The organism is Ruminococcus sp. RTP21484sp1_RTP21277st1_D2_RTP21277_210401 (assembly GCF_040924225.1).
Taxonomy (GTDB): domain Bacteria; phylum Bacillota; class Clostridia; order Lachnospirales; family Lachnospiraceae; genus Blautia_A; species Blautia_A faecis.
The window spans coordinates 84,200-105,280 of sequence record NZ_JBCOMJ010000016.1; the positions used below are offsets into that span (position 1 = coordinate 84,200).

At 43.6% G+C, this 21,081-nt stretch carries 17 protein-coding genes; 5 read left to right on the forward strand and 12 right to left on the reverse strand.

Annotation, left to right across the window (positions count from 1 at the left end; all coding sequences use genetic code 11):
- Window positions 1–50 precede the first annotated feature (50 nt).
- The 9 genes from AB5706_RS12125 to AB5706_RS12165 all read right to left on the reverse strand — a co-directional run bounded on the left by AB5706_RS12125 (window position 51) and on the right by AB5706_RS12165 (window position 12,446).
- Window positions 51–779, reverse strand: a complete 729-nt coding sequence (locus AB5706_RS12125; protein ID WP_173771058.1) for a polyphosphate polymerase domain-containing protein — start codon at window positions 777–779, stop codon at window positions 51–53.
- On the reverse strand, window positions 769–2,574 hold the full coding sequence (locus AB5706_RS12130) for a CotH kinase family protein (protein WP_294432643.1): 1,806 nt from the start codon (window positions 2,572–2,574) through the stop codon (window positions 769–771). The genes AB5706_RS12125 and AB5706_RS12130 overlap by 11 nt, the downstream gene beginning before the upstream one ends.
- Entirely contained in the window at window positions 2,561–4,030 is a 1,470-nt protein-coding gene (gene pelG, locus AB5706_RS12135) for an exopolysaccharide Pel transporter PelG (RefSeq protein ID WP_173771059.1), read from the reverse strand. The genes AB5706_RS12130 and pelG overlap by 14 nt, the downstream gene beginning before the upstream one ends.
- Window positions 4,011–5,435: a GT4 family glycosyltransferase PelF gene (gene pelF, locus AB5706_RS12140; RefSeq protein WP_173771060.1), complete on the reverse strand. Its 1,425-nt coding sequence runs from the start codon at window positions 5,433–5,435 to the stop codon at window positions 4,011–4,013. Before pelF ends, pelG begins: the two co-directional genes overlap by 20 nt.
- A gap of 84 nt (window positions 5,436–5,519) precedes the next feature.
- On the reverse strand, window positions 5,520–7,361 hold the full coding sequence (locus AB5706_RS12145; RefSeq protein WP_202030769.1) for a DUF2194 domain-containing protein: 1,842 nt from the start codon (window positions 7,359–7,361) through the stop codon (window positions 5,520–5,522).
- Window positions 7,337–8,242 (reverse strand): hypothetical protein, encoded by a 906-nt coding sequence (locus AB5706_RS12150; protein WP_173735151.1) that lies wholly within the window; start codon window positions 8,240–8,242, stop codon window positions 7,337–7,339. Before AB5706_RS12150 ends, AB5706_RS12145 begins: the two co-directional genes overlap by 25 nt.
- Window positions 8,239–10,353 (reverse strand): NAD-dependent epimerase/dehydratase family protein, encoded by a 2,115-nt coding sequence (locus AB5706_RS12155; RefSeq protein WP_173735152.1) that lies wholly within the window; start codon window positions 10,351–10,353, stop codon window positions 8,239–8,241. The genes AB5706_RS12150 and AB5706_RS12155 overlap by 4 nt, the downstream gene beginning before the upstream one ends.
- Window positions 10,354–10,684: 331 nt before the next feature.
- Complete coding sequence (locus tag AB5706_RS12160; RefSeq protein WP_173735153.1) at window positions 10,685–11,410, reverse strand: hypothetical protein; 726 nt, start codon at window positions 11,408–11,410, stop codon at window positions 10,685–10,687.
- A 295-nt stretch (window positions 11,411–11,705) separates the two neighbouring features.
- Entirely contained in the window at window positions 11,706–12,446 is a 741-nt protein-coding gene (locus AB5706_RS12165; RefSeq protein ID WP_173735154.1) for a DUF3825 domain-containing protein, read from the reverse strand.
- Window positions 12,447–12,746: 300 nt separating this feature from the next.
- On the opposite strand from AB5706_RS12165, the gene AB5706_RS12170 reads away from it, so the two are divergent.
- The 4 genes from AB5706_RS12170 (at window position 12,747) to rfbD (ending at window position 17,038) form a co-directional block, all read left to right on the forward strand.
- Window positions 12,747–13,943, forward strand: coding sequence for a MerR family transcriptional regulator (locus AB5706_RS12170; RefSeq protein WP_173735155.1), 1,197 nt, complete (start codon window positions 12,747–12,749; stop codon window positions 13,941–13,943).
- Window positions 13,944–14,138: 195 nt separating this feature from the next.
- A complete protein-coding gene (gene rfbA, locus AB5706_RS12175; protein ID WP_118581363.1) occupies window positions 14,139–15,035 on the forward strand; it encodes a glucose-1-phosphate thymidylyltransferase RfbA in 897 nt (298 codons plus the stop codon).
- Window positions 15,036–15,062: 27 nt separating this feature from the next.
- Window positions 15,063–16,082, forward strand: coding sequence for a dTDP-glucose 4,6-dehydratase (gene rfbB, locus AB5706_RS12180; RefSeq protein ID WP_021926781.1), 1,020 nt, complete (start codon window positions 15,063–15,065; stop codon window positions 16,080–16,082).
- Between the two features lie 14 nt (window positions 16,083–16,096).
- Complete coding sequence (gene rfbD, locus AB5706_RS12185) at window positions 16,097–17,038, forward strand: dTDP-4-dehydrorhamnose reductase (RefSeq protein ID WP_173718598.1); 942 nt, start codon at window positions 16,097–16,099, stop codon at window positions 17,036–17,038.
- Window positions 17,039–17,189: 151 nt separating this feature from the next.
- Here the strand turns inward: rfbD and AB5706_RS12190 are convergent, their stop codons facing one another.
- From AB5706_RS12190 to AB5706_RS12200, 3 genes are read right to left on the reverse strand one after another with little or no spacing between them, the layout of a single operon-like run.
- Complete coding sequence (locus tag AB5706_RS12190) at window positions 17,190–18,167, reverse strand: TMEM198/TM7SF3 family protein (RefSeq protein WP_173735157.1); 978 nt, start codon at window positions 18,165–18,167, stop codon at window positions 17,190–17,192.
- A 21-nt stretch (window positions 18,168–18,188) separates the two neighbouring features.
- Window positions 18,189–19,433 (reverse strand): transglutaminase domain-containing protein, encoded by a 1,245-nt coding sequence (locus AB5706_RS12195; protein WP_173769532.1) that lies wholly within the window; start codon window positions 19,431–19,433, stop codon window positions 18,189–18,191.
- A 9-nt stretch (window positions 19,434–19,442) separates the two neighbouring features.
- Window positions 19,443–20,954, reverse strand: a complete 1,512-nt coding sequence (locus AB5706_RS12200) for an AAA family ATPase (protein ID WP_173769531.1) — start codon at window positions 20,952–20,954, stop codon at window positions 19,443–19,445.
- Window positions 20,955–21,007: 53 nt separating this feature from the next.
- Here AB5706_RS12200 and AB5706_RS12210 point away from each other — a divergent pair.
- A partial coding sequence (locus AB5706_RS12210; protein WP_368357444.1) for a DUF6783 domain-containing protein occupies window positions 21,008–21,081 on the forward strand: 74 nt, incomplete at its 3' end.

Here is a 21,081-nt window from a genome sequence, read left to right on the forward strand (position 1 = left end):
TTTTGCGAGATATTTTTTGTGAACATAGTTCACAGTTATACGTTTTCTTTTTATGTCTCATACCAGTACTCGAATCCATTCATATACCTGGTTTTCTCATAACAGAGTACATATTTGGAAACTGCTGTAAATTCCGCTGCTGGCGGTGGCAGAACATCGCGTAAAAGCTGGGGAAGCATTTCTGTAAACTTCACTTCCAGAATCAGTTTTCCAGGTTCCAGCACAGACAAAGCAGGCAATCCAGGATCAAAAATATCATAACTGCCAATAGCCGCTCTCACATCTGAATCAAAGGTGATCCTTACCGTTCCGGCATCCAGGATCCAGGGAATCCGTTCGTAATCCACAATGGTCCTTGGCCGCATCATATTGCAGGCACATTCTATGTAAAATTCCCGGCATAGAGAGTGGGGACTGTACAAAAGGAACGCATAGTCCCCCTTCAGGATTTTCTCCACCTCTTCTCTTGTAAGCGGTGCACTCTCTTTGTAAATATAACTTCCAAACTTCTTTTTCCGCTCCAGTTTGATAAATTTGTCATTATTGTTATAAATCCGGATCCTGTATTTTTTTCGCATCAGTACACCGGCTTCCTTTTCCGCATATGCACTATTCCAGTAATCGTCAAAATACAGACTGCGGATACAATATCCCCCTTCCCCGGCATGGGGATCCGGCTGTAGAAATGGCTTCAGCCTGAGCATAAGCATTTCTTTTTCACTGATACTGATCAGATACTTCCATTCATTTCGAAATGCTTCCCTGCTTTTATTCCTCATAAATATCTTCCTCGATCTGACCATCTTCCGTTACATAAATGCACCTCATGCCATACTGCTTTCCTTCATCTGTAACATAATAGTCAAAAGCATCCTGTGTTTTTCCCTTTTCATTGGTTGCACGCACACGGATAAAATACTGTCCTGCTTCCGGAAGCTCCAGCTCCGTTTCCGGGATCAGAAGACCATCCTGTGTATAGATCACATCCTGAAAAAGATAATCCTTTGCTATCTCTACAGAATAAGTAATATCCTCCGCGTCAAAGGAATAGGAATTATCCCAGTTTATTTTCATTTTATTTCCCTCTGCAACAGGAACACCAATAAAAAACGGCATAGGCTTACTAAGACTTTCTACATAGAGCTGATAATTTTTTTCTATTTCTTCCGGAAGTGATGCAGCAATCTCATCATATTGTTCACTGGTAAGAGGTGCATAAAACACATCCGGCATCTCATAAAGATACGGCTTCACCACAGTCTTGTATTTTTCAATCATAGTGCCCAGTCTCTCTTCACTGAGATATTCTTTCAGATCCAGAATGGCTTCATCCAGCTTTTCCCGGAAACGCTCTGATTTCAGGCATCTCTGGAACAGTACATTTCCCCAATAGTTACTAACGCCGGATTCCCAGCTTTTCTGATCACTAAAACCGGTTATCTTATATTCAGGTCTCATCAGACTGCCATCATTATCCCAGGGAATAAAATACCAGGTATCAGAATTTAATGGACTATATAAATACACGTTTCGGCTCTGGGTATCCACATTTCCCATCAAAATCTGGAATCCCATCCAATATGTAATATTTTCCTCATCAAAGTATTCTTCCAGAACCGTATCAATTGGAATACTGTAGTCATTTACTGCTTCAAGCATCTGAATCAGTTTCCTATGATCGGTACTTCCCTTTATCTCCAGCAATTTTTCAAAAGCAGCACTGTCGTAGGATGGATCATCCTGGAGTTTTATCACATCTTCATATCTGTAAAATTCAAAAGAATTAATTTTATAAAGCTGTCCATTGGAATCCAGTCCATGATTCTTCAATCCAGTCTTATTCAGCTGCTCTACCTGGGTATACAAGCCATAGTCCTCAAATTTCGCGTCAGCAGAACCATCTGTAGTATCTTTTACATACAGATGGACGAACTGTGTTCTCAGACTGATCAGCTGGGGAATGCCCTTCAGCAGGTCATAGGCGAGCTTGTTCCGAAACCGCATTCCTTCTGTCATATGCTTGTTCAGATTAATGGTTCTCTGCCCGCGCCAGGTTCCTTTATTTTTCTTCAGCTCAATCTTATAGTTTTTCTGGGCATTCCGGCTTGAAGTCTGCCCACGGATCTGTACCGTGGCATTGGGAATATTCTCCCCATATCCTACCATTCCCTCTGTCGGACCATTCTCATTCCCTATCTGTAAAAGTGCAGCCGCCTGATATCTGTCTACTCCCATCTCTTCATAATCATAGACAGAATAACTATTGATTTCTTCCCATGTATGATCTGTATTTTCTGAAGAATTCCCCTTTGAAACAGTGAGGTACATGGTAACCACGCTGGTATCGTCATCGTTTTCATAAAGACTGTCCTTATCTCTTAAATGAACCTGGTCAATATCCCGGGATTCTGCTTTTTTTATCTCCTGTGACGTTTCGGATGCTGTCGGTTCTTCTGTATCTGTGCTCTCATTTTTTTCTTCCGGCACTACATCTCCATTTCCTATACAGCCTGCGAATAAAGACATGGTCATACTTCCGGCAAGAATACATGCAAGTTTTCTATATTTTTTCACTGTTCTGACTCCTTTCCAGTTTTTTGCTGAGGAAAAAACCAAGTCTGGAAAACTTTCCTCTTTTTTCCCTGGCCACCACAGGCTGTACACTCAAAATATAATAGGGCAGCCTCTTTGTGTAATAGTCCAGACGAAAGGCTGCAATCAGAAAAAACACTGCGCTGCCTGTGAGAAACCCGAAACCATAATATACTCTTGGGAAAAACAGGGATATTACTGTAAACAGCACAGTTCCTCCTGCAAAACATCCGGAGGCCGCCAGCGCTCCTTTGTAATCTGTAAAATATAAAAGCAGCAGAAGTATGGTATTTGCCACTGCATAAATGCCATATCCCACGCAGAGGGTTCTGAAATACCCTTCCATAAGATCGTTAAATCCAAGCGGCACATACTCCAGGAGCAGTCCGCCAAGAGAAATAGCAAGTGCTGTAGCAAGGAGCTGCTTCAAGGCCGTGTATTTTAATTCCACATTCAATACCTTTAACATTTCCTCACCAGCCTGGGTAATATCTCCTACAGCACCTTTATCATTAAATAAACTGTAGTAGTTTTTATATTTCGGATAAAAATTCACCTCCACAGAAACCACAAAGTTTACTGTTGTTACCAAAATTGTAAGAAATGCCACAAGAGCTGGCACATCATGGTAGGGTGCACCAACAAACAGTCCCTGCACCTGTACCTGAAGCGGTCCGACCCACATGATCACCAAATGGGCAAACAGTCCAATATTGATAAAAAGCCCGGTAAATGCCAGAGGCAGAAACTGATCCACCCATCTTAGGAAAAGGAAGGCACCCTTTTCCCCTTGGGGAAAATACTGATACAAAAGGATCACATCCCACAAAAGCATCACTCCGTATCCCACAGCCACTGCAATCAGAAGAGCTTCCACATGGGGAATCCCCAGCATCAGCAATACCCAGCCGGATATAAATGTGATCACAATAGCAGCTGTAAATGACAGCATGATTCCTCTGTAATCTTTGATTGCAGTGAGATAACTCATTGCATTCCAGGTGACGGTCAGCTCTCCAAAAAGCCACAGACACAACAAGCTGTCCATAAGTCCTGCTCCGGAAAAGATAAGAAAAATTCCATACAGAATCCCGCCGGCCACCAGCATGATCCCTGTAGAGCCCCAGAAAGAAGGCAATACCATATCATATTTTTCTTCGTACAGCATATCCGCAATAAACCTGGTAACTACCATAGACAAAAAACTGGTAACTGTCAGGGAAAACAAAAGGGTATACGTGATCATACACACCAGAAGTTCCCGGCTGTGTCTGCTGCCTCCTGTTTTATCACAAAGATACATAACACCAAGAAGCAATACAATTCCAAGAAGCATTGGACCGGTACATACGACTCCCGCATATCCGTAAGCTCTGAAGGAAGCAAACAGTCCCCGGCTGTTAAACAGTTTTTTTAGTTCAAATCCGATTCCGGCCATTTTTTTGTATCACCTCCTCATAAAGCTCCCTGTACAGACGGATCATGCGTTCCTGTCTGTAATAAGCCTTTACCCGTTCCTGTCCATTTTTTCCCATACGAAGCCGCCTTCTTCTGGATTCACACATTTTCTCCATGGCAAGAGCCAGTCCGTCACGATACATAGGTGCCACATAATAGCCTGCCTTTCCATATACATCCTCTTCCTTTCCTTCCAGAAGTTCCCGACAGCAGCCGACATCTGTGGTAACACAGGGACGTCTTGCAGCAAAGGATTCCAGCACAGACAGGGGCTGTCCTTCTGAAATGCTGGTAAGGATGGTAAAATCCAGTTTCTCCATATATTTTACAATGTCCACACGCCCTGTAAATATAATGTTTTCCAGCTTCAGCTGTTTCACCAGCTCGTAACACTCCTGTGCATATTCTTCATCATCGACTCCTCCCATAATGTGAAGGCGTACATTTTTTACATGTGCAGACAGTTCAAAAAAAGCGTAGATCATGGTCTTGATATCTTTGATAGGAGCAAGCCTTACTACTGCTCCAATATCCACCCAGCCATCCTCTTCTTTCAGGGGGATTCCAGACAACCTGTCATAGTCGATCCCATTTTCGATAACCCGGCACTTCCCAGGTGCACAGCCCATCTGAATCTGAGTGCGCATTGCATTTGTAAAAAGACAGGTCACACGAAATGCCCTCTGATAGATCATATCTGACAGCATATAAAAGAAAGCGATCCACTGTTTCTTAAAGGATGGAACCACCCACTTGGCACGGATAATCTCCTCCTCTCTTTCCCTTGTATAAATTCCATGTTCTGTAAGAAGAACATCCTTTTTGTACACATAGCCGCCCAGACAGGCCAGAAGTCCGCCGTACCCGGTACATATGGCATGATACACATCCGCCTCTGGCACTTCACTTCCCATAAGATACAGAACAGGAAGAAGCATGGAACGCATGGTGTGAAAGGCATCTGCAAAAGCAATATACGGATACTGTTCTTTACAGATTTTTATAAGGAGATCAAGGAAAGTCTCACTTTTCAAAAAAGCCATAGGGTTTAAATGTTTATCATGATACAGGGAAAACAACGTCTCCCAGTCCGGTCTCCTCATCTGCATCAGCTCGCTCAGACTTTCTAGTTCTTTTTCGGAAAAAATATGGGACATTTTCCCCTTTTCTTTCACCTGGAGAGCATCATCCAGAAAAACCTCATGAACCTCCACAACATTCTCTGGAAGTTCATAGACAAATTTTCCTCTTTTTTCTGCATTTGCACCAATAACCCAGAGCACAAATTCATGCTCCTGCATCTGATTGATATACTGGTGCATCCATGTGGAAACACCGCCGAACACATAAGGATAACACCCTTCCAAAACCAGACAGATTCTCACTGTTTTCTCCTTTTATCTGCATTTTCAATACATATGTTTATGTTACCAATAGTAAAAGACCTTTTGACACTGCTGTCATTATATTTATTCGAACTCAATGTACACATCTTCCTGTTCTGCGCTCAGCAAATACAGATTCCCAGCAGCCTGAGTCAAGTCTCCACCAGTCACACGCACCGGAGTTCCTTTATTCATTCTCACCATCAGATACGCCTGATCGTAAAAATTTCCCAGATGAAGATGCACTTTCTTGTCTGTAATGTATTTCTCCACGGTCAGGGCACCATATCTTTCAATGGCACCGGATAGCTGGGAGCCTGTAAGATTTCGAAGTGCCGGTGCTGCTTCATTCAGCCAGGTCATGTATTCATCCAGACGTTTTTTCAGCTTTTCCCAGCCAAGGGCAGCGCCTCTGTCCTCATCCAGAAGGTCATCCGGATGCATAAAATGTGTATTTACAAAATGCATATTCAACTCAGACAAAGCAGCCATCTGCATATAATCGTCAATGATCGCACCGGAAATAATACGCGGCTGTTCTACGATTCCATCTTCAGCCACTTCAAACTCCTGCACATAAGCATAGTCGCCGGAAAAATAATTGCTGGCAATAGTACGGATCTTGGGATACAGGGAACCCAGCAGTTTCCTTCCCGCTTCTGACAAAACATTAGAAGGAGGAACATAAACAGACATGGTAGTCTCCGGAAACATTTCCTTTCCAAAATCCATCAGCTCTTTCATTGCTTTTTCCATGGCAGAAAAGCTTGTCCAGGTCTTATAGGGAAGTGCATCTCCATAATCCGTGTCTGACAAGCTGAGCGGCTGATGATTATAACCGTGATAACCCAGTTCCCCGCCCTGATGAAGGATCATATTTCCAAAATACTGGAACCGCTGTACATCATCCTGGCGTTCCGTCTCTCCGTCTGTTTCATCCTCATAATTTTCTATTATAACTCCTGTATATTGCACATTGTGAGCCGTAGCAAGGGCGATCATATCCGGCCACCAGATATTGGTATAGAAATCTGCAATACTGGTGCCATAATCCCTTTTTACATAAGTTCCATCTCCATTTGGAACAGGGGAGGGAAAATCATCCAGATAAAAGACGGATCCGTTGATCACCGGATATACCCCCACATCTGTAAGAAGACTGTAGGATGCAGCAAAAAAGCCTCTGAAAGCTTTTTCATAAAACCCAAAATTATCTACTACAAACTTTCCGTTTCCATAATCAGCTTCCCAAATCAAAGGAACGCCTGACGTATCATCTGCCCAGGCGTATACCCTTGCACGCTGACTCAGCTCCACTGCCCAGGCCGATTCGTAGCCGTCTGTGACTTTGTATGCTTTTCCGCCTCCGACGAGAAACTCACTGTCGAAATAAATGCTGTTTACCATGGCATCTGTGTAACCTGAGGATACAATTCCAAGCTTCTGCTCAATAAGGGATACATAAGTATCCTTTTGAAGAGTAAGGGCGAACATGGCACTTCCGCCTTCTTTTACCCAGTCGCTGATCTTCAGCACATTTTCTTTCAGCGGACTTAAATCGCTTAAAAGAACGACCACAGTCTCATAATCAGACAGATCATCCGGTATACTTTCATGATTTACATCAACCAGATCAGTACCCACCTTCATGTCCTTAAAGATCTGCTCGAACTGGATCCACGCCATGGTGCTGTTCGCCTGACTGCTGTCTGTAAGAACAAGGCAGGTTGGCTTTAGTGTCTTTATCGCAGTTTCTTCCGTAACCACTTTATCTGCATCCAGATAAGTCAGTTTCTTTGCCTTTTCCCGGTAGGACAGACCGGATCGTTCTGCAAACAGAATGGCTCCTATAAGCAGAAAACAGCCCAGGATCACCAGAATTCCCTTAAATTGAAAAGCTTTCACTTTTTTGATCCATCCAGCCAAAATCCCAGTGCCTCCTTTCCTCTGGAAGAAAGATAGATATGCTCTTCCTTCAATGCCTGTAAGCTCTGTTTCAGTTCTTTCCCCATTTTCCGTTCTGCCAGATACCGAATTTTCCAGATCCAGTATTCTTCACCTCTGTGCCAGTTCTGATCCATGATTTTCAATATTTTTTCTGCCAGAAAAAAATCCCTTTGCACCATAAGATTTTCCATCAGGCAGACACAGGTATGGAGATTCACCTTTTGTTCCAGCTGTTTTAACAAAAGCTGGGTATACTGGTTTCTGTAAATCTGTTCCATCTGCTTCTCCATAAAGCCCTGACTCAGATATTCTTTCAGGAAATCACAGTACTCCTCCAGAATAACAGGATCATCTGGATCATTCGTATATTTTTTCTCAATTTTTTGTAATCTGTAATCATATTCTTTGAACAGTTCCACCATGGCTGTAATCGCATAATGGACTACCTCCACATCCTCATTCATTCGTGCCTGCTTTAATAATTCCACATATTCCCCCGGGTTATCATTCAGAACGTTCATGATCAGTTCCCGGCGCCTGGAAGAATCATTCAGAAGAAGGGCCTCCTCCAGAGGAACCACATCCCTGTCATTTTCCTCCATGGCCGGAAACATGTTCTTATAAATTTCCTCGTTAACCCTGAGCTTTTCAACTCCCACTGTTTTCACCTGATCCGTACCGGAAAAAAGCTGAAAATGTATGAGCAGGACACACACCGGTCCCCAGACTGGTACAAATACGGCAAGAGACAGCATGTACATCTTTGCTTTCAGAAATCCTGTGCGTATTCCTGACCAGATCAGTATGCAGATGATCAGATGAATCGCCAGTGCCGTGATTCCAATTGCTGTTTTTGTCATGATTCCACTCCTGCTGTCTCTTTTCCTACCGGAACATCAAGCACCTTTCCCTCAAATCCATTTCTTTTCAGACGTTCAAGGATGACTGGCAATGCCTTGTCATCTGCCTGGGTCAGGATCAGATACAACTCCCCTTCTGGAGAAATACCACGGATATCGTTTTCTCTGATACAGCGGTCCAGTGCCTCATCCGCATCCTCAATGGTCATATTCCCATACTTCAGTTTCAGAAGGATATAGGATGCCATCTTCTGCTCACGCATAGAATGCTGAAGTTCCAGACTTTTTTCAAAGTATTCCGGCTTCAGGATCCTCGTATTCTCTACATATTTCTTGTATTCCGTGGCTTCCTGATATTCAAGAGCACGTAAAAGTGATGTTTCTACCAGACCACATAAAATCTGAAACAGATTCATATAGTATAAAGTCAGCTGTCCGTTTTTTACCTCCTGAATACAGATCAACATCACCAGACTGCCTTCTTTCCGGATACCAGCCATATACATGGGATAACCTTTTATAAAATCCCGATTTGCCCATACCTGCCCTTTTTCCAGGGTTTCCAGGGCAAGCGTATACTCACTTAATCTGACAGAAGCAGAGTACATTCCCTGAGACTTGGGAGATGCAGCTTCCAGCCTGCCATAGCCGTTTTTCTGACTGAGGGAATAAAACGCAAAGGTTTCATTCTCCAGAACCTCTTCCATAATGTGCATCGTTTCAATAAACAATTCCTCTGGCTGTACAATATCCAGCTTCCTGGTAATGTCAAAAATCTTTCCAAAGCTGTCTTTACTGCCCAGAATTTGTTTTTTGTATCTTTTTTTGTCCTGAAGGGTCGCCTGGTACAGATCACGCATAAAGAGAAATTTTTCCCGGATCAGCTGATTCTCCTCTGATATAAATTCCAGATTTTCCCTGTTTTTCATTCGCACATAACCACACACGGCACCTGCAGCAAAATAAAAGATAAATGGGATCCAGTTAGCTGGTTCGTAAAAAAGGGTATACCACTTTGTTCCCTGGCTTTCATATGCCAGAAGCAAGGATACTGTCTGGGCTGCTGCTCCGGCAATTCCATATCCCAGACCGTAAAGACTTCCAAACAAGACAATAAACACAAGACGCAGATCAATCATCTTAAACTGAGCCTGATTTCCCAGAAGACGCTGCAAAAATTCGAACGCCAGAAAGCAGACCACAAACTCACATACCCGCAGCCATCTTTGGTTCTGATTGAAAAGTCTGGTAAGCCAGCTTACTTTTCCCCCATTGTTTTTTGTGTATTCATTATATTCTTTATACATTTCCGAAATATGATCTAATACTGAAATCTTTGGAAACCAGTTATAGTTTGTTCGGATCTGTCTGTCGTCTTCTTTTATTTTTTCTACAACGGCACTGCTTTTATAGATAATGGAGACCGGGGATAAAACCTTTTTCAGTTCTTCGGTCACATCCTGAAAACAGATGTCAAATACATCTGGAACATTCAATACCTCTTCCTCATCATTCCAGTTATCAAAAAGCTTGTACATCAGTTCTGCCAGATCCATAGAATATAAAAAACAGGCTTTCTGCTCCGGAGCTTCCTGGAAAAACAGCTTCTGGCTCTCTTTCGAAGCTTGGAAAATTCTGTAAAAGAAATCTTTTTTATAGGTTCCGGAATATAAATAGGGTACTCGCAGTATTTTCACCGTCAGACCGTACAGTCCCGCATAGCGTCTGCACACATCCTCTGCATTTTGTACCAGCAGAGTCTTACCTGTTGGTACATCATACATTCCCTCTGGTCCTGTCACGTAAAGGAAGTGGCTTTGAACCCCTTTCCTGCAGTATTGCAGGATCTTGCGCAGATTCTCTGCTTCCCCTTCCAGTTCTCCATGTAAGGTCAGATAATTAGAAAAGTATACCACAGCTTCAAATTCGTATGTCCGAAAAATATCTCCAAATTCCAGTTCCGTCCTGGGAAATGGTCTGGAAATGAGTTCCCTTCTCCGGACTGTCTTTAGCATTTTATTTCCAAGTACCATCACCTGACATTCTGGAAATGCTTCTTCTACAAATTCTTCTGTCACATAACCGGTATTCCCGGCCAGCAAAACCTTCATATCCTTCTCTCCTGTTATCCTTTAAAATCTCTTCTGTCTGTTTAGGATACCTTATTTCGGTCAAATATCCTATTGACATTTTTACGAAATTTTTTCTAAATTTTACATAATTTTTCTTTCAGATTGCAGACGCACTTCTTCAAGCTTACCTGGGTGCTGATGTCCATTGTGGTTTTGTGTCTGATTGCCATGGGGCTATATGGAGTTCTCTCTTTTATTGAAAAACACTATCTGAAAAAGCTTTGATGTGAAATGCACCCAGAAAATCCGGCCTATTTTTACAGAAAAAGGAAGGGGGACGCGGCAGCTTTCACACGTCTCCCTTCATTATTTACGATAATTCTTCTGCCAGTTTCGTCAGCCATTTCACTGCATTCTCCACATTCTCTGAATTAGCGAGAACTCCGATCTTAACAGGCTCATAGGTCACCTCAAGTTCCTCTGCCAGTTCATCAGAATCAATGGTAATGCTGTATTTGTCATCCTGCTCCCCAAATACCTGGTAAACATCCTCTGGCAAAAGCTCTGTCAGATCCATAAAATACTCATCTTTGAACTCAAAACCGTCCATATAATCTTCGGAACCAATAAGCACATCCACTGCCCTGGCAGATACTTTGGTGGTAAAGGCCATCTGGCTGTAGGATTCCAATGCAACTCCGTCTTCACCGGTGCGCAGGCTTTCGTCTACTGTGACGATTTCATATGGATCATCCTGGATTCCCAGCGCTTTCTCTACCTTTTCTTCGGCTTCCTCCTGCTTCGTTCCGTAGGAGTCAATTACCATAACCGTAAGTGCTGTATGGATCCTGGAATTTTCGTAAAGATCTTTTACAAAAAAGGCTATGGCGATCACCGCCACAATGGCTGCCATCTGAGGCTTATAATAGGCCCAGATATACTGAAGCTTTCCCTTCCAGCCCATACTGGCAAGCTTCATTTTCTCAAGTTCACGCTTCTCTTTCTTCGTCAGATCGGTCTCGTGTTTGTAACGGATGTCGTTCTCATCAATTTTCTGCGGTTCTTCCTGATTTTCGTCTTTTAATTCGATTCTCATACATTCTCCTGTGTTCCATAAGAAAATCCAAGGTCTGATTCCTGCCTCTCTGATCGATCCAGGACTTGCTGTCTTATGTAGTCCTTACCTCTGATTTTCTCTCTGTGATAGTTTTATATTGTAACACGTTTTATATATTTTGAACAGTTTTTCCGAAAGAAAGTCACAGTTCTTTCACACTCTTTATCCCTGTTCACAATCTGCCCCATAACAGCAGGACATTGCCAGGAAACTGCAGCTTTCCGATTACTGTTCCAATATCCTCTTTGAAGGTATTTCATTTTCTCTAACTTCTTCACGCCCTCAGCCAGCTCCCGTCCAGCCTTGCAAGCAGTCTGGCATTGTGATAGGCCATCCGGAGAGTCAGACAGGTTCGTCCCAGATATTTGGTCCCATCCGGAGTTTTCATACAGGCCAGTGCCAGATCCGGAATTCCCGGATTCTGAAGGCAGATTGGGATTAAAAGCTGAATGGAATGGTTATAATACTGAGGAATGGCAGCCTTGTAGTCTGACTCCAGTATCCGTCTGGTCTGCTGTAAGGCTCCATCAAAAAGCTGTACCCGCATGCCGCTCTCCCTCACTGCGGAAGGAAGCCGCTGCACATTTTCCTCATCATCAAAAATATGCTCATACTGAGGCACCACCGGCAGCTTGGTATCAAACACCAGATCGGAAGGATTTTCCACATAGGAAGCCCTGGGCGGCAGATCCGTGATTTTTATTTTTAAAAGCGAGTAGTCTGTATAAAATCCTTCCAGATACCATTTCTGTCTGTCCGGTACTACATTTGGAACAAAATAAGCATAAATTGGCTGATAATACTGATTAAAGAGTCCTGTATGAAAAAGGGCATATTCTTTCTCTTCCCGTACTTTTCCTTCCTCATACAGTCTGCGGAATGTATTTTCCAGATAACCTTTCAGGATCCCGTTATCCCCGGACTGCCCAAAACTCCACTTCTCAGGGGATATCCTGGCCAGGTTCTGGATCTGCCGGTTATAATTACCGCAGTAGGTAAAATCGAATAGGTTCATGTTAACCTCCTGTCCTTTTTTCTTCTCTTCCTTACATTTTATTGTGGAAAAAGACTGACAGAACTGCCAGTTTTAAGATTCATCTTCGGCCCCGCTGACCTTGCTTAAAGGGTAGCACACAGATAAAAAAAGCACAAGGAAAAGCGTTCGCCTCTTTGCGACAGGATCTGCCAGTAATATTCCGCAAGCTGTTCTTTTGTAAGTGTAATAAACCATAACCTGCCTCAAACTTTCCATTGCACCCCAGATAAATTTTCCCTATAATATAATATAACATTTGGCAATCCAGGAGGTGTTTTTTTGAAAAAAGACGGCTACTACTCTTCCGGTCAGTTTGCCCGGATGGCTGGAGTAACACTGCGGACCATCCGCTATTACGACCAGCACGATATTCTGAAACCTTCTCTTGTATCCGAGTCCGGCGCAAGATTTTATACTGACACGGACTTTGCAAGGCTGCAGCAGATCCTGCTGCTAAAATATCTTGGATTTTCCCTGGAGGATATCCGGGAGATGACTATCGAAGACCCGGACAGCCATTTTATGCTCAATGCCCTGAATGTACAGCTGAAGCTTGTACAGGACCGGATTGAACAGATGCAGCTTGTGGAAAAAACACTGAAAGATACTGCCCAGGCCATTTCTGAGGAACATACCGTGGACTGGAGCCGTATGCTGGACCTGATCCATCTGACTGTCATGGAAAAAAGTCTGAAAAATCAGTACCAGAATGCTTCCAACATTTCTTCCAGGATCAACCTGCACAGTCTTTATTCTGTAAACCAGGAAGGCTGGTTTCCCTGGATCTGCCAGCAGTGCCAGATTCATGAGGGAATGAATATTCTGGAGCTTGGATGCGGTGACGGAGCTCTCTGGACCCAGAACTTATCAAAACTGCCAGGGAACATACACATTACCCTTTCTGATATTTCCGAGGGTATGCTCCGTGACGCCAGGCGTGCCATTGGCGGAGAAGATCCCCGTTTTTCTTTCAAAGCTTTTGACTGTCACAACATTCCTCCAAGGATTGGCACCTTTGATCTGGTCATTGCCAATCATGTACTTTTTTACTGTGACGACATTGGAAAGGTGTGCAAAAATGTAACAAAAATCCTGAAGCCAGGCGGACGTTTTCTTTGCAGTACCTACGGTTCCAGACATATGCGGGAGGTAAGCCTTCTAGTCCAGTCCTTCGATGAAAGGATTGCCCTCTCCGCAGATAAACTGTACGAACGCTTTGGCCGGGAAAACGGGACGGATATCCTTTCCCCTTATTTTCAGAAGATCACCTGGAAATCCTATGAAGACGAACTGATCGTTACCGATGCGGAGCCTTTAATCTCCTATATTCTCTCCTGCCACGGCAATCAGAACCAGTATCTGCCAGACCGTTACAAGGATTTTCGCGCCCTTGTTAAGAAAAAAACAGAAAATGGATTCCATATCACCAAGGATGCAGGGGTATTTCTTTGTGAAAAAGTAACAAACTTGAAATAATTGTAAAAAAGGTCTTGAAGGTAACGTAAGGTCACCTTTTATAATGTAGCTACAGACTCAGGTCAGGGCAAACAAATGCTGCCCAAAATCCGGCAGCATTCATGAACGACTACGAAATCATGCACCTGACAGCATAAATCAGATATTGTTCACAATAGGAACAATATCGCAAATCCAACAAAGGAGAACGAAATTATGAAGGGAATTATTTTAGCCGGTGGATCCGGTACCAGACTTTACCCATTGACTATGGTCACATCCAAGCAGCTGCTTCCAATTTATGATAAACCAATGATCTACTATCCAATGTCCGTTCTTATGAACGCAGGGATCCGTGATATCCTGATCATTTCCACTCCACAGGATACCCCACGTTTCAAGGAGCTTCTTGGTGACGGTCATCAGTTCGGCGTATCTCTTACTTACGCTGTACAGCCAAGCCCGGATGGACTTGCACAAGCATTTATCATCGGCGAAGAGTTCATTGGAAATGACACGGTTGCCATGGTTCTTGGAGACAACATTTTCGCAGGACACGGTCTTAAGAAGCGTCTAAAAGCCGCTGTTGAGAATGCAAGCTCAGGAAAAGGTGCTACTGTATTCGGCTACTATGTAGACGATCCGGAACGATTCGGTATCGTTGAATTCGATCAGGAAGGCAAAGCCATTTCCATCGAAGAAAAACCAGAGCATCCGAAGAGCAACTATTGTGTAACAGGTCTTTACTTCTATGACAACAAAGTTGTTGAGTATGCAAAGAACCTGAAACCAAGCGCCCGCGGTGAGCTGGAGATCACAGACCTGAACCGTATTTACCTGGAAAAAGGTCAGTTAAATGTAGAGCTTCTTGGTCAGGGCTTCACATGGCTTGACACAGGTACACATGAGAGTCTTGTAGACGCAACTAATTTTGTAAAAACAGTAGAAACCCATCAGCACCGTAAGATTGCATGCCTTGAGGAAATTGCTTACTTAAACGGCTGGATTTCCAGAGAAGAAGTTATGGAAGTTTACAACGTGCTGAAGAAGAATCAGTATGGTCAGTATCTGAAGGACGTACTGGATGGCAAATATATGGACGTACTTCACTAATTATAAAAATCAAAGGAGAATTATATCATGAATATTATCGTTACCGGCGGTGCCGGATTTATCGGAAGCAACTTCATTTTCCACATGTTAAAAAAATACCCGGACTACCGCATCATCTGTCTGGACTGCCTTACCTATGCAGGTAATCTTTCTACTCTGGCACCGGTTATGGACAACCCAAACTTCCGTTTTGTAAAAGAGAGCATCACAGACCGTGAAGCAGTTTACAAGCTTTTTGAGGAAGAACATCCGGATATGGTTGTAAACTTCGCGGCTGAGAGCCACGTTGACCGTTCCATCGAGAACCCTGAGGTTTTCCTGAACACAAACATCATCGGTACTGCTGTTCTTATGGATGCCTGCCGTAAATACGGAATCAAACGTTACCATCAGGTTTCCACTGATGAGGTTTACGGTGATCTGCCACTTGACAGACCGGACCTGTTCTTCACAGAGGAGACTCCGATTCACACAAGCAGCCCATACAGTTCTTCCAAGGCATCTGCTGACCTTCTGGTACTTGCTTACCACAGAACCTATGGACTTCCTGTATCCATCAGCCGCTGCTCTAACAACTACGGCCCATATCATTTCCCGGAAAAACTGATTCCACTTATGATTGCCAACGCATTAAATGACAAGCCACTTCCTGTTTATGGAAAAGGTGAGAATGTTCGTGACTGGCTGTATGTTGAGGATCACTGCCGCGCTATCGACCTGATCATCCACAAAGGACGTGTTGGTGAGGTTTACAATGTAGGCGGACACAACGAAATGAAAAACATCGACATCGTTAAGATCATCTGCAAAGAACTTGGAAAACCAGAGAGCCTGATCACATACGTAACAGACCGTAAGGGTCATGACATGCGTTATGCGATCGACCCAACCAAGATCCACAACGAACTGGGCTGGCTGCCAGAAACCAAATTTGCAGACGGTATAAAGAAGACCATCCAGTGGTATCTTGACAACAAGGAATGGTGGGAGACCATTATTTCCGGAGAGTATCAGAATTACTACGAAAAAATGTACGGCAACCGCTAAGGAGGGCTGTTTTTATGAAACTGTTTGTAACAGGTGTGGCCGGTCAGCTTGGTCATGATGTAATGAACGAACTTAACAAACGCGGATACGAAGGGGTAGGCTCTGACCTTGCCCCGGAGTATAGCGGAATTCAGGATAGTACTGCTGTCACCACAATGCCTTATATTTCTGTAGACATTACAGATGCTTCCGCTGTGGAAAAAGCCATTACAGAAGCAGGCGTGGACGGCGTGGTACACTGTGCAGCCTGGACAGCTGTAGATGCAGCTGAAGATGAGGACAAACAGGAAATCGTCCGCAAAGTAAATGTTCTTGGTACTGAAAATATTGCAAAAGTCTGCAAAAAGCTGGGCATCAAAATGATGTATCTTTCCACAGACTATGTATTCGACGGTCAGGGCACCACTCCATGGGAGCCAGACTGTAAAGCCTACAAGCCTCTGAATGTTTACGGTCAGACGAAACTTGACGGAGAGCTTGCAGTTTATAACAATGTTGACAAATTTTTTATTATCCGTATTGCATGGGTATTTGGTAAAAATGGCAAGAACTTTATCAAAACCATGTTAAACGTTGCCAAAACGCATGATACCTTAAAGGTTGTCAACGACCAGATCGGTACTCCAACCTACACCTATGACCTTGCCCGCCTGATGATCGACATGATTCTCACTGACAAATACGGTTACTATCACGCAACCAATGAGGGTGGTTATATCAGCTGGTATGATTTCACTAAGGAAATCTTCCGTCAGGCTGTTGAGCTTGGACATACCGAGTATGCCGAGGATAAAGTAACAGTTCTTCCTGTTACCACCGCTGAATACGGAGTTTCCAAAGCAGCACGCCCATTTAACAGCCGTCTGAACAAAAAGAAGCTGGTAGAAAATGGATTCACCCCTCTTCCAACCTGGCAGGATGCTCTGGCAAGATATTTAAAGGAAATCGAATTCTAATTCACAAAACAAAGCGCAGTCAATTTCAAAATCAATTGACTGCGTTTTCTTTATACGTCAAAAATCCCGGAGCATTATTTGCTCCAGGATTTCATAGTTTTTATTTGTTTTCTTCAGCATCCCTCTCTGATGTCTCAGAAATGGATTTCACCTATCTGTTCTTCTGATAAGGGCTGGCGCTGTTTTTTCGCTTGCTCTTGTTTTTACGGCTTTTCTGCGGTGTCCTCTTGTTCTCACCATAATAATCTTCCAGATATTCCTCAATCACATCTTCCTCGTCCACGCCATACTCATCCAGAATCTCATCAATCTCTTTATCATCCGCATCAGACAGATCATCATCTAAATCATCTTCATACTCTTCCGGGCACTTTCTGTACTGCTCCCTGGAAGGATTCTTTTTATCATCACGCTCTTTTTTCCCTCTGCGCTTTGTCTCGCTTTCAGCCTCCTCCCAGTCAGCTTCTTCCCATTTCTGTCGTCTTTCTGGTACTTTCCCCTGATCCTCATCTTCCTCGTCATCGTAATCATCGTCATATTTCGGCTTATTAATGGCAAACTGGATCAACATTCCCACAAGGGCGAACCCAATGGAAAAAATGATTCCAAAAGGAATTTCCTCCATTTTTGCCAGCTTGGCAGTAGAAAAGCCACTTAAAATACCACCCAGAATACTGGTTCCCACAATGATCACTTCTCTTTCGTAGCGAAGCGCCAGCATTCCAAGACCTGCTCCCGCCAGAAGACAGATGAAAAAGCTGAAAGAAGTAGTCGGATGGATAATATATACAGTAATCGTCAACCCGATTCCTGCTCCCATAATAAAAATACCGGCCTTAAACACTGCAAAGGAAAGAATGGCAAGTAACAGTCCTACTCCGATCATTCCCACTGCATAATACACCTTTTCCCCGAATCCAATCTGATGAATGGCAAATAATCCGATTCCTGCTCCAATGAGAAATCCAAAGATCATCATCCAGAATCTTAAAAGACGGTATCCGAGTACACAGTTCATAATTCCGAACACAAGCACTACTCCAAATAAAACCATGGACAAAGTACCTGCGATCTGCATATCCCGAACTCTGTATGCAATATTCATAATATTTTTTAAAATATCAACCATATCTGTTTATACCTCTTTCTTTTAAAACATATAATAGATAGTTTTCATATTTTCCAGAATTCCATAATGATACTCTACCTGACTCATTCCATATATAGTCATATAATATCTTGCAGCCTCCTGAATGGCATCTCCGTTGATCCAGTCTGCTCTGGCCTGTTCAAAAGCTTCCTGCGATGAGAATTTAAACCTTACTACTGCAGCCCCATTATTCAGCCTCATCTGACAGTATGCCAGGATCTCCTGATAGTCATAACTGTCAAAGCATCCCTGGTTCAGCACATAAAAATTCATATCTGTTGCAGAACACGCCGGAACCGTAAATTCAGCAGAGGGTGTATATGTCGTCTCATACTCCTCCGGGAACGGACACAGATAATCATACAGGATTGTCTTATGTTCTGCAAGCTGGACTGCATCGCCCTCCAGAAATTCCGGCTGGTCACCGTTGGTCGCATCAAAATAGTAATCATTTCCGTTCAAAGTGATAATGTTCCAGGCATGTCCCTCTGTACTTCCGGCAGTACTGCCTTCCACGTAAATACAGGGCACTCCAAGATATTCCAGAAGATACTGGGCAGCCCCTGCATATCCGGCACACACTGCCTGCTTCCTCCAAAAGATTCCTGCCATGCTCTGATCGTCCTCAGACTCCTGATATTCGGCAGTATCGATCAGATAAGTATAAACTGCTTTCGCCTTTTCATAATCATCCGCCCCCTCTGAAACCAATGCACTTACCTCCTGACAGGCATTGTCAGCTGCTGCCTGTATCTCCTGGATTTCCTCATCCGTATAACTGTAGCCGGGAGAAAACATACAATAATTGGCGTTTGAGAAGGTTGTTTTATATACCTGCTTCCGGTTATGCACCCAGAACAGCTCCGGATGATCCATAAGCACCGCATGGTAAACCTTATTTACGGTGTCATCCTCATAGATCGTAAGGTAAAATTCTTTCTCTTTTGCCCGGATTCCTTCTATTATTTCCCGATAGCCCCGCTGTTCTTCTTCATTCAACTGACCAAAATAGTATTCCTGGCGCAGTCCCTGTGTGTCGGTATCTGCCACCTCCTGCTTCCGCAGTTCCCGGACTTCTTTCGGCTCTCCTGAAAAAATCTCCGGAGCGTTATCCAGAATTCCCTCTCCTACCTTCACAAACAAATCGTCCGGCTCATACTGCTGCTGATAAACATAGACTCCCAGGGAAATTGCCACTGCAAACAGAAGAATAAAAATAAATTTCCATGGTTTTCTTTTTCTCATTCAGCCTCCTTATCCAAGCTGCCGGATCCGTTCCAGAATATCTCTGGTGTTTTCCCGGAATAAAAGTTCCTTATTGTAGCGGTAATATCTTTCACAGGAATATTCCTGAAGAAAAGCCACCGCAGGACTGCTGGTATTCAGTTCTGTAATAAACACCACCAGTTCCTGTCCACCCGCAAAAGCACTCTCCATAAAATCAAAAGCATATTCAAGCTGCCTTGCCGCCTTGTCAAAACCATTGTCATATGCTTCTTTTTCCGCATTAAACCAGACTCTGAGAAGGGAAAAAGCAGACTCGCCATCCTGTACATTCTCTTTCTTCAGATCCATCACATATTTTTCCAGGGTATCCAGAACCTGCTGGTCATGATGGATGTCCTCCCTGGACAAAAGCCCTGCTTTCTTCTTTGCCAATGAGTCTGACTGGAAGCGGTTCTTTACATCCTCCAGATAAACCAACGGCTGCTCCTTCTGCGCTCCCATAAGAGGTTCTTTCGCCTCTTTTAGAACATCAAAAATGCTGGCAAGCTTCTCTTCCTCTTCCTGTACATTTCCAAAGACTTTGTTCAGTCTGGAAAGAAGAAGTCCGGTGACACTCAGCTTTTCATCAAAGGAAGCATGTGCGGCTTTTTTTACCAGAATATCATCAATATGGCCGCTTAAAACCTCATCGATCTGATAATCCGTACGGTACTTGTAGAAAAGCTCCAGATAGCTGGCGAAATCTCTTGCAATCTGCGGATGCTGGATATACTGGACTACCACGTCCTTATCCACGGTTTTCTCCAGTTTTTCATATACCTGTATCAGTCTGGACAGATCCTCCCATCCTCTTGGAGTAGCAAAATTTTTGCCATCTACTGTGCTCTCCATCTTATAAAAATTAGCCGGTCTTGTATTCAGATAGGAAATCACTGCAGGGTGAACGCCTTTTGCGTAAGCATACTCTCTCCATGCGTCAAAATCCGGCTCCACCTGGATTTTCTTCACACGGTCCATGGTCACCACATCAAATTCACGGACCGATTTATTGTACTCCGGTGGATTACCGGCAGCTACGATCAGCCAGCCTTCCGGAATCTTGTGGCTTCCAAAGGTTTTACACTGAAGAAACTGCAGCATGGCAGGTGCCAGTGTCTCGGAAACACAGTTGATCTCATCAATAAACAAAATCCCCTCCCGAAGGCCGGAATCCTGGATTTTCTCATAGATGGATGCCACGATCTCGCTCATGGTATATTCTGTAACTGCCATCTCTTTTCCGTCAAAATTCTTTCTGGAAATAAAAGGAAGTCCAATTGCACTCTGTCTGGTATGGTGGGTAATGGTGTAAGAAACCAGTCCCACCTTACATTCCCGGGAAATCTGCTCCATGATCTGTGTCTTGCCGATTCCAGGTGCGCCAATAAGAAAAACAGGGCGCTGGGCCATAACCGGGATCTCGTACTCCCCGTATTCATTTTTCAAAAGGTAAGCTTCTATTGTATTGCGTATTTCTTCCTTCGCTCGCTTGATGTTCATAATATTATATTCTCCTCGTCTTTACAGATTGGCTGTACTATTCTAGAGCATGTTTGAAAAAGGCTTTCTGCAAGATGTGCGTCACAATTTGTGGGAGATTTTGTCCGGATGAGGGCGCCGTAGCGGG

What these genes read in the sequence shown, in the direction of transcription:
- AB5706_RS12160 (WP_173735153.1), bottom strand. Translation starts at nt 11,410, where the DNA reads ATGAGAATCGAATTAAAAGACGAAAATCAGGAAGAACCGCAGAAAATT.
- rfbD (WP_173718598.1), top strand. Translation starts at nt 16,097, where the DNA reads ATGAAACTGTTTGTAACAGGTGTGGCCGGTCAGCTTGGTCATGATGTA.
- rfbA (WP_118581363.1), top strand. Translation starts at nt 14,139, where the DNA reads ATGAAGGGAATTATTTTAGCCGGTGGATCCGGTACCAGACTTTACCCA.
- AB5706_RS12165 (WP_173735154.1), bottom strand. Translation starts at nt 12,446, where the DNA reads ATGAACCTATTCGATTTTACCTACTGCGGTAATTATAACCGGCAGATC.
- pelG (WP_173771059.1), bottom strand. Translation starts at nt 4,030, where the DNA reads ATGGCCGGAATCGGATTTGAACTAAAAAAACTGTTTAACAGCCGGGGA.
- AB5706_RS12155 (WP_173735152.1), bottom strand. Translation starts at nt 10,353, where the DNA reads ATGAAGGTTTTGCTGGCCGGGAATACCGGTTATGTGACAGAAGAATTT.
- AB5706_RS12195 (WP_173769532.1), bottom strand. Translation starts at nt 19,433, where the DNA reads ATGAGAAAAAGAAAACCATGGAAATTTATTTTTATTCTTCTGTTTGCA.
- AB5706_RS12150 (WP_173735151.1), bottom strand. Translation starts at nt 8,242, where the DNA reads ATGACAAAAACAGCAATTGGAATCACGGCACTGGCGATTCATCTGATC.
- rfbB (WP_021926781.1), top strand. Translation starts at nt 15,063, where the DNA reads ATGAATATTATCGTTACCGGCGGTGCCGGATTTATCGGAAGCAACTTC.
- AB5706_RS12125 (WP_173771058.1), bottom strand. Translation starts at nt 779, where the DNA reads ATGAGGAATAAAAGCAGGGAAGCATTTCGAAATGAATGGAAGTATCTG.
- AB5706_RS12200 (WP_173769531.1), bottom strand. Translation starts at nt 20,954, where the DNA reads ATGAACATCAAGCGAGCGAAGGAAGAAATACGCAATACAATAGAAGCT.
- AB5706_RS12190 (WP_173735157.1), bottom strand. Translation starts at nt 18,167, where the DNA reads ATGGTTGATATTTTAAAAAATATTATGAATATTGCATACAGAGTTCGG.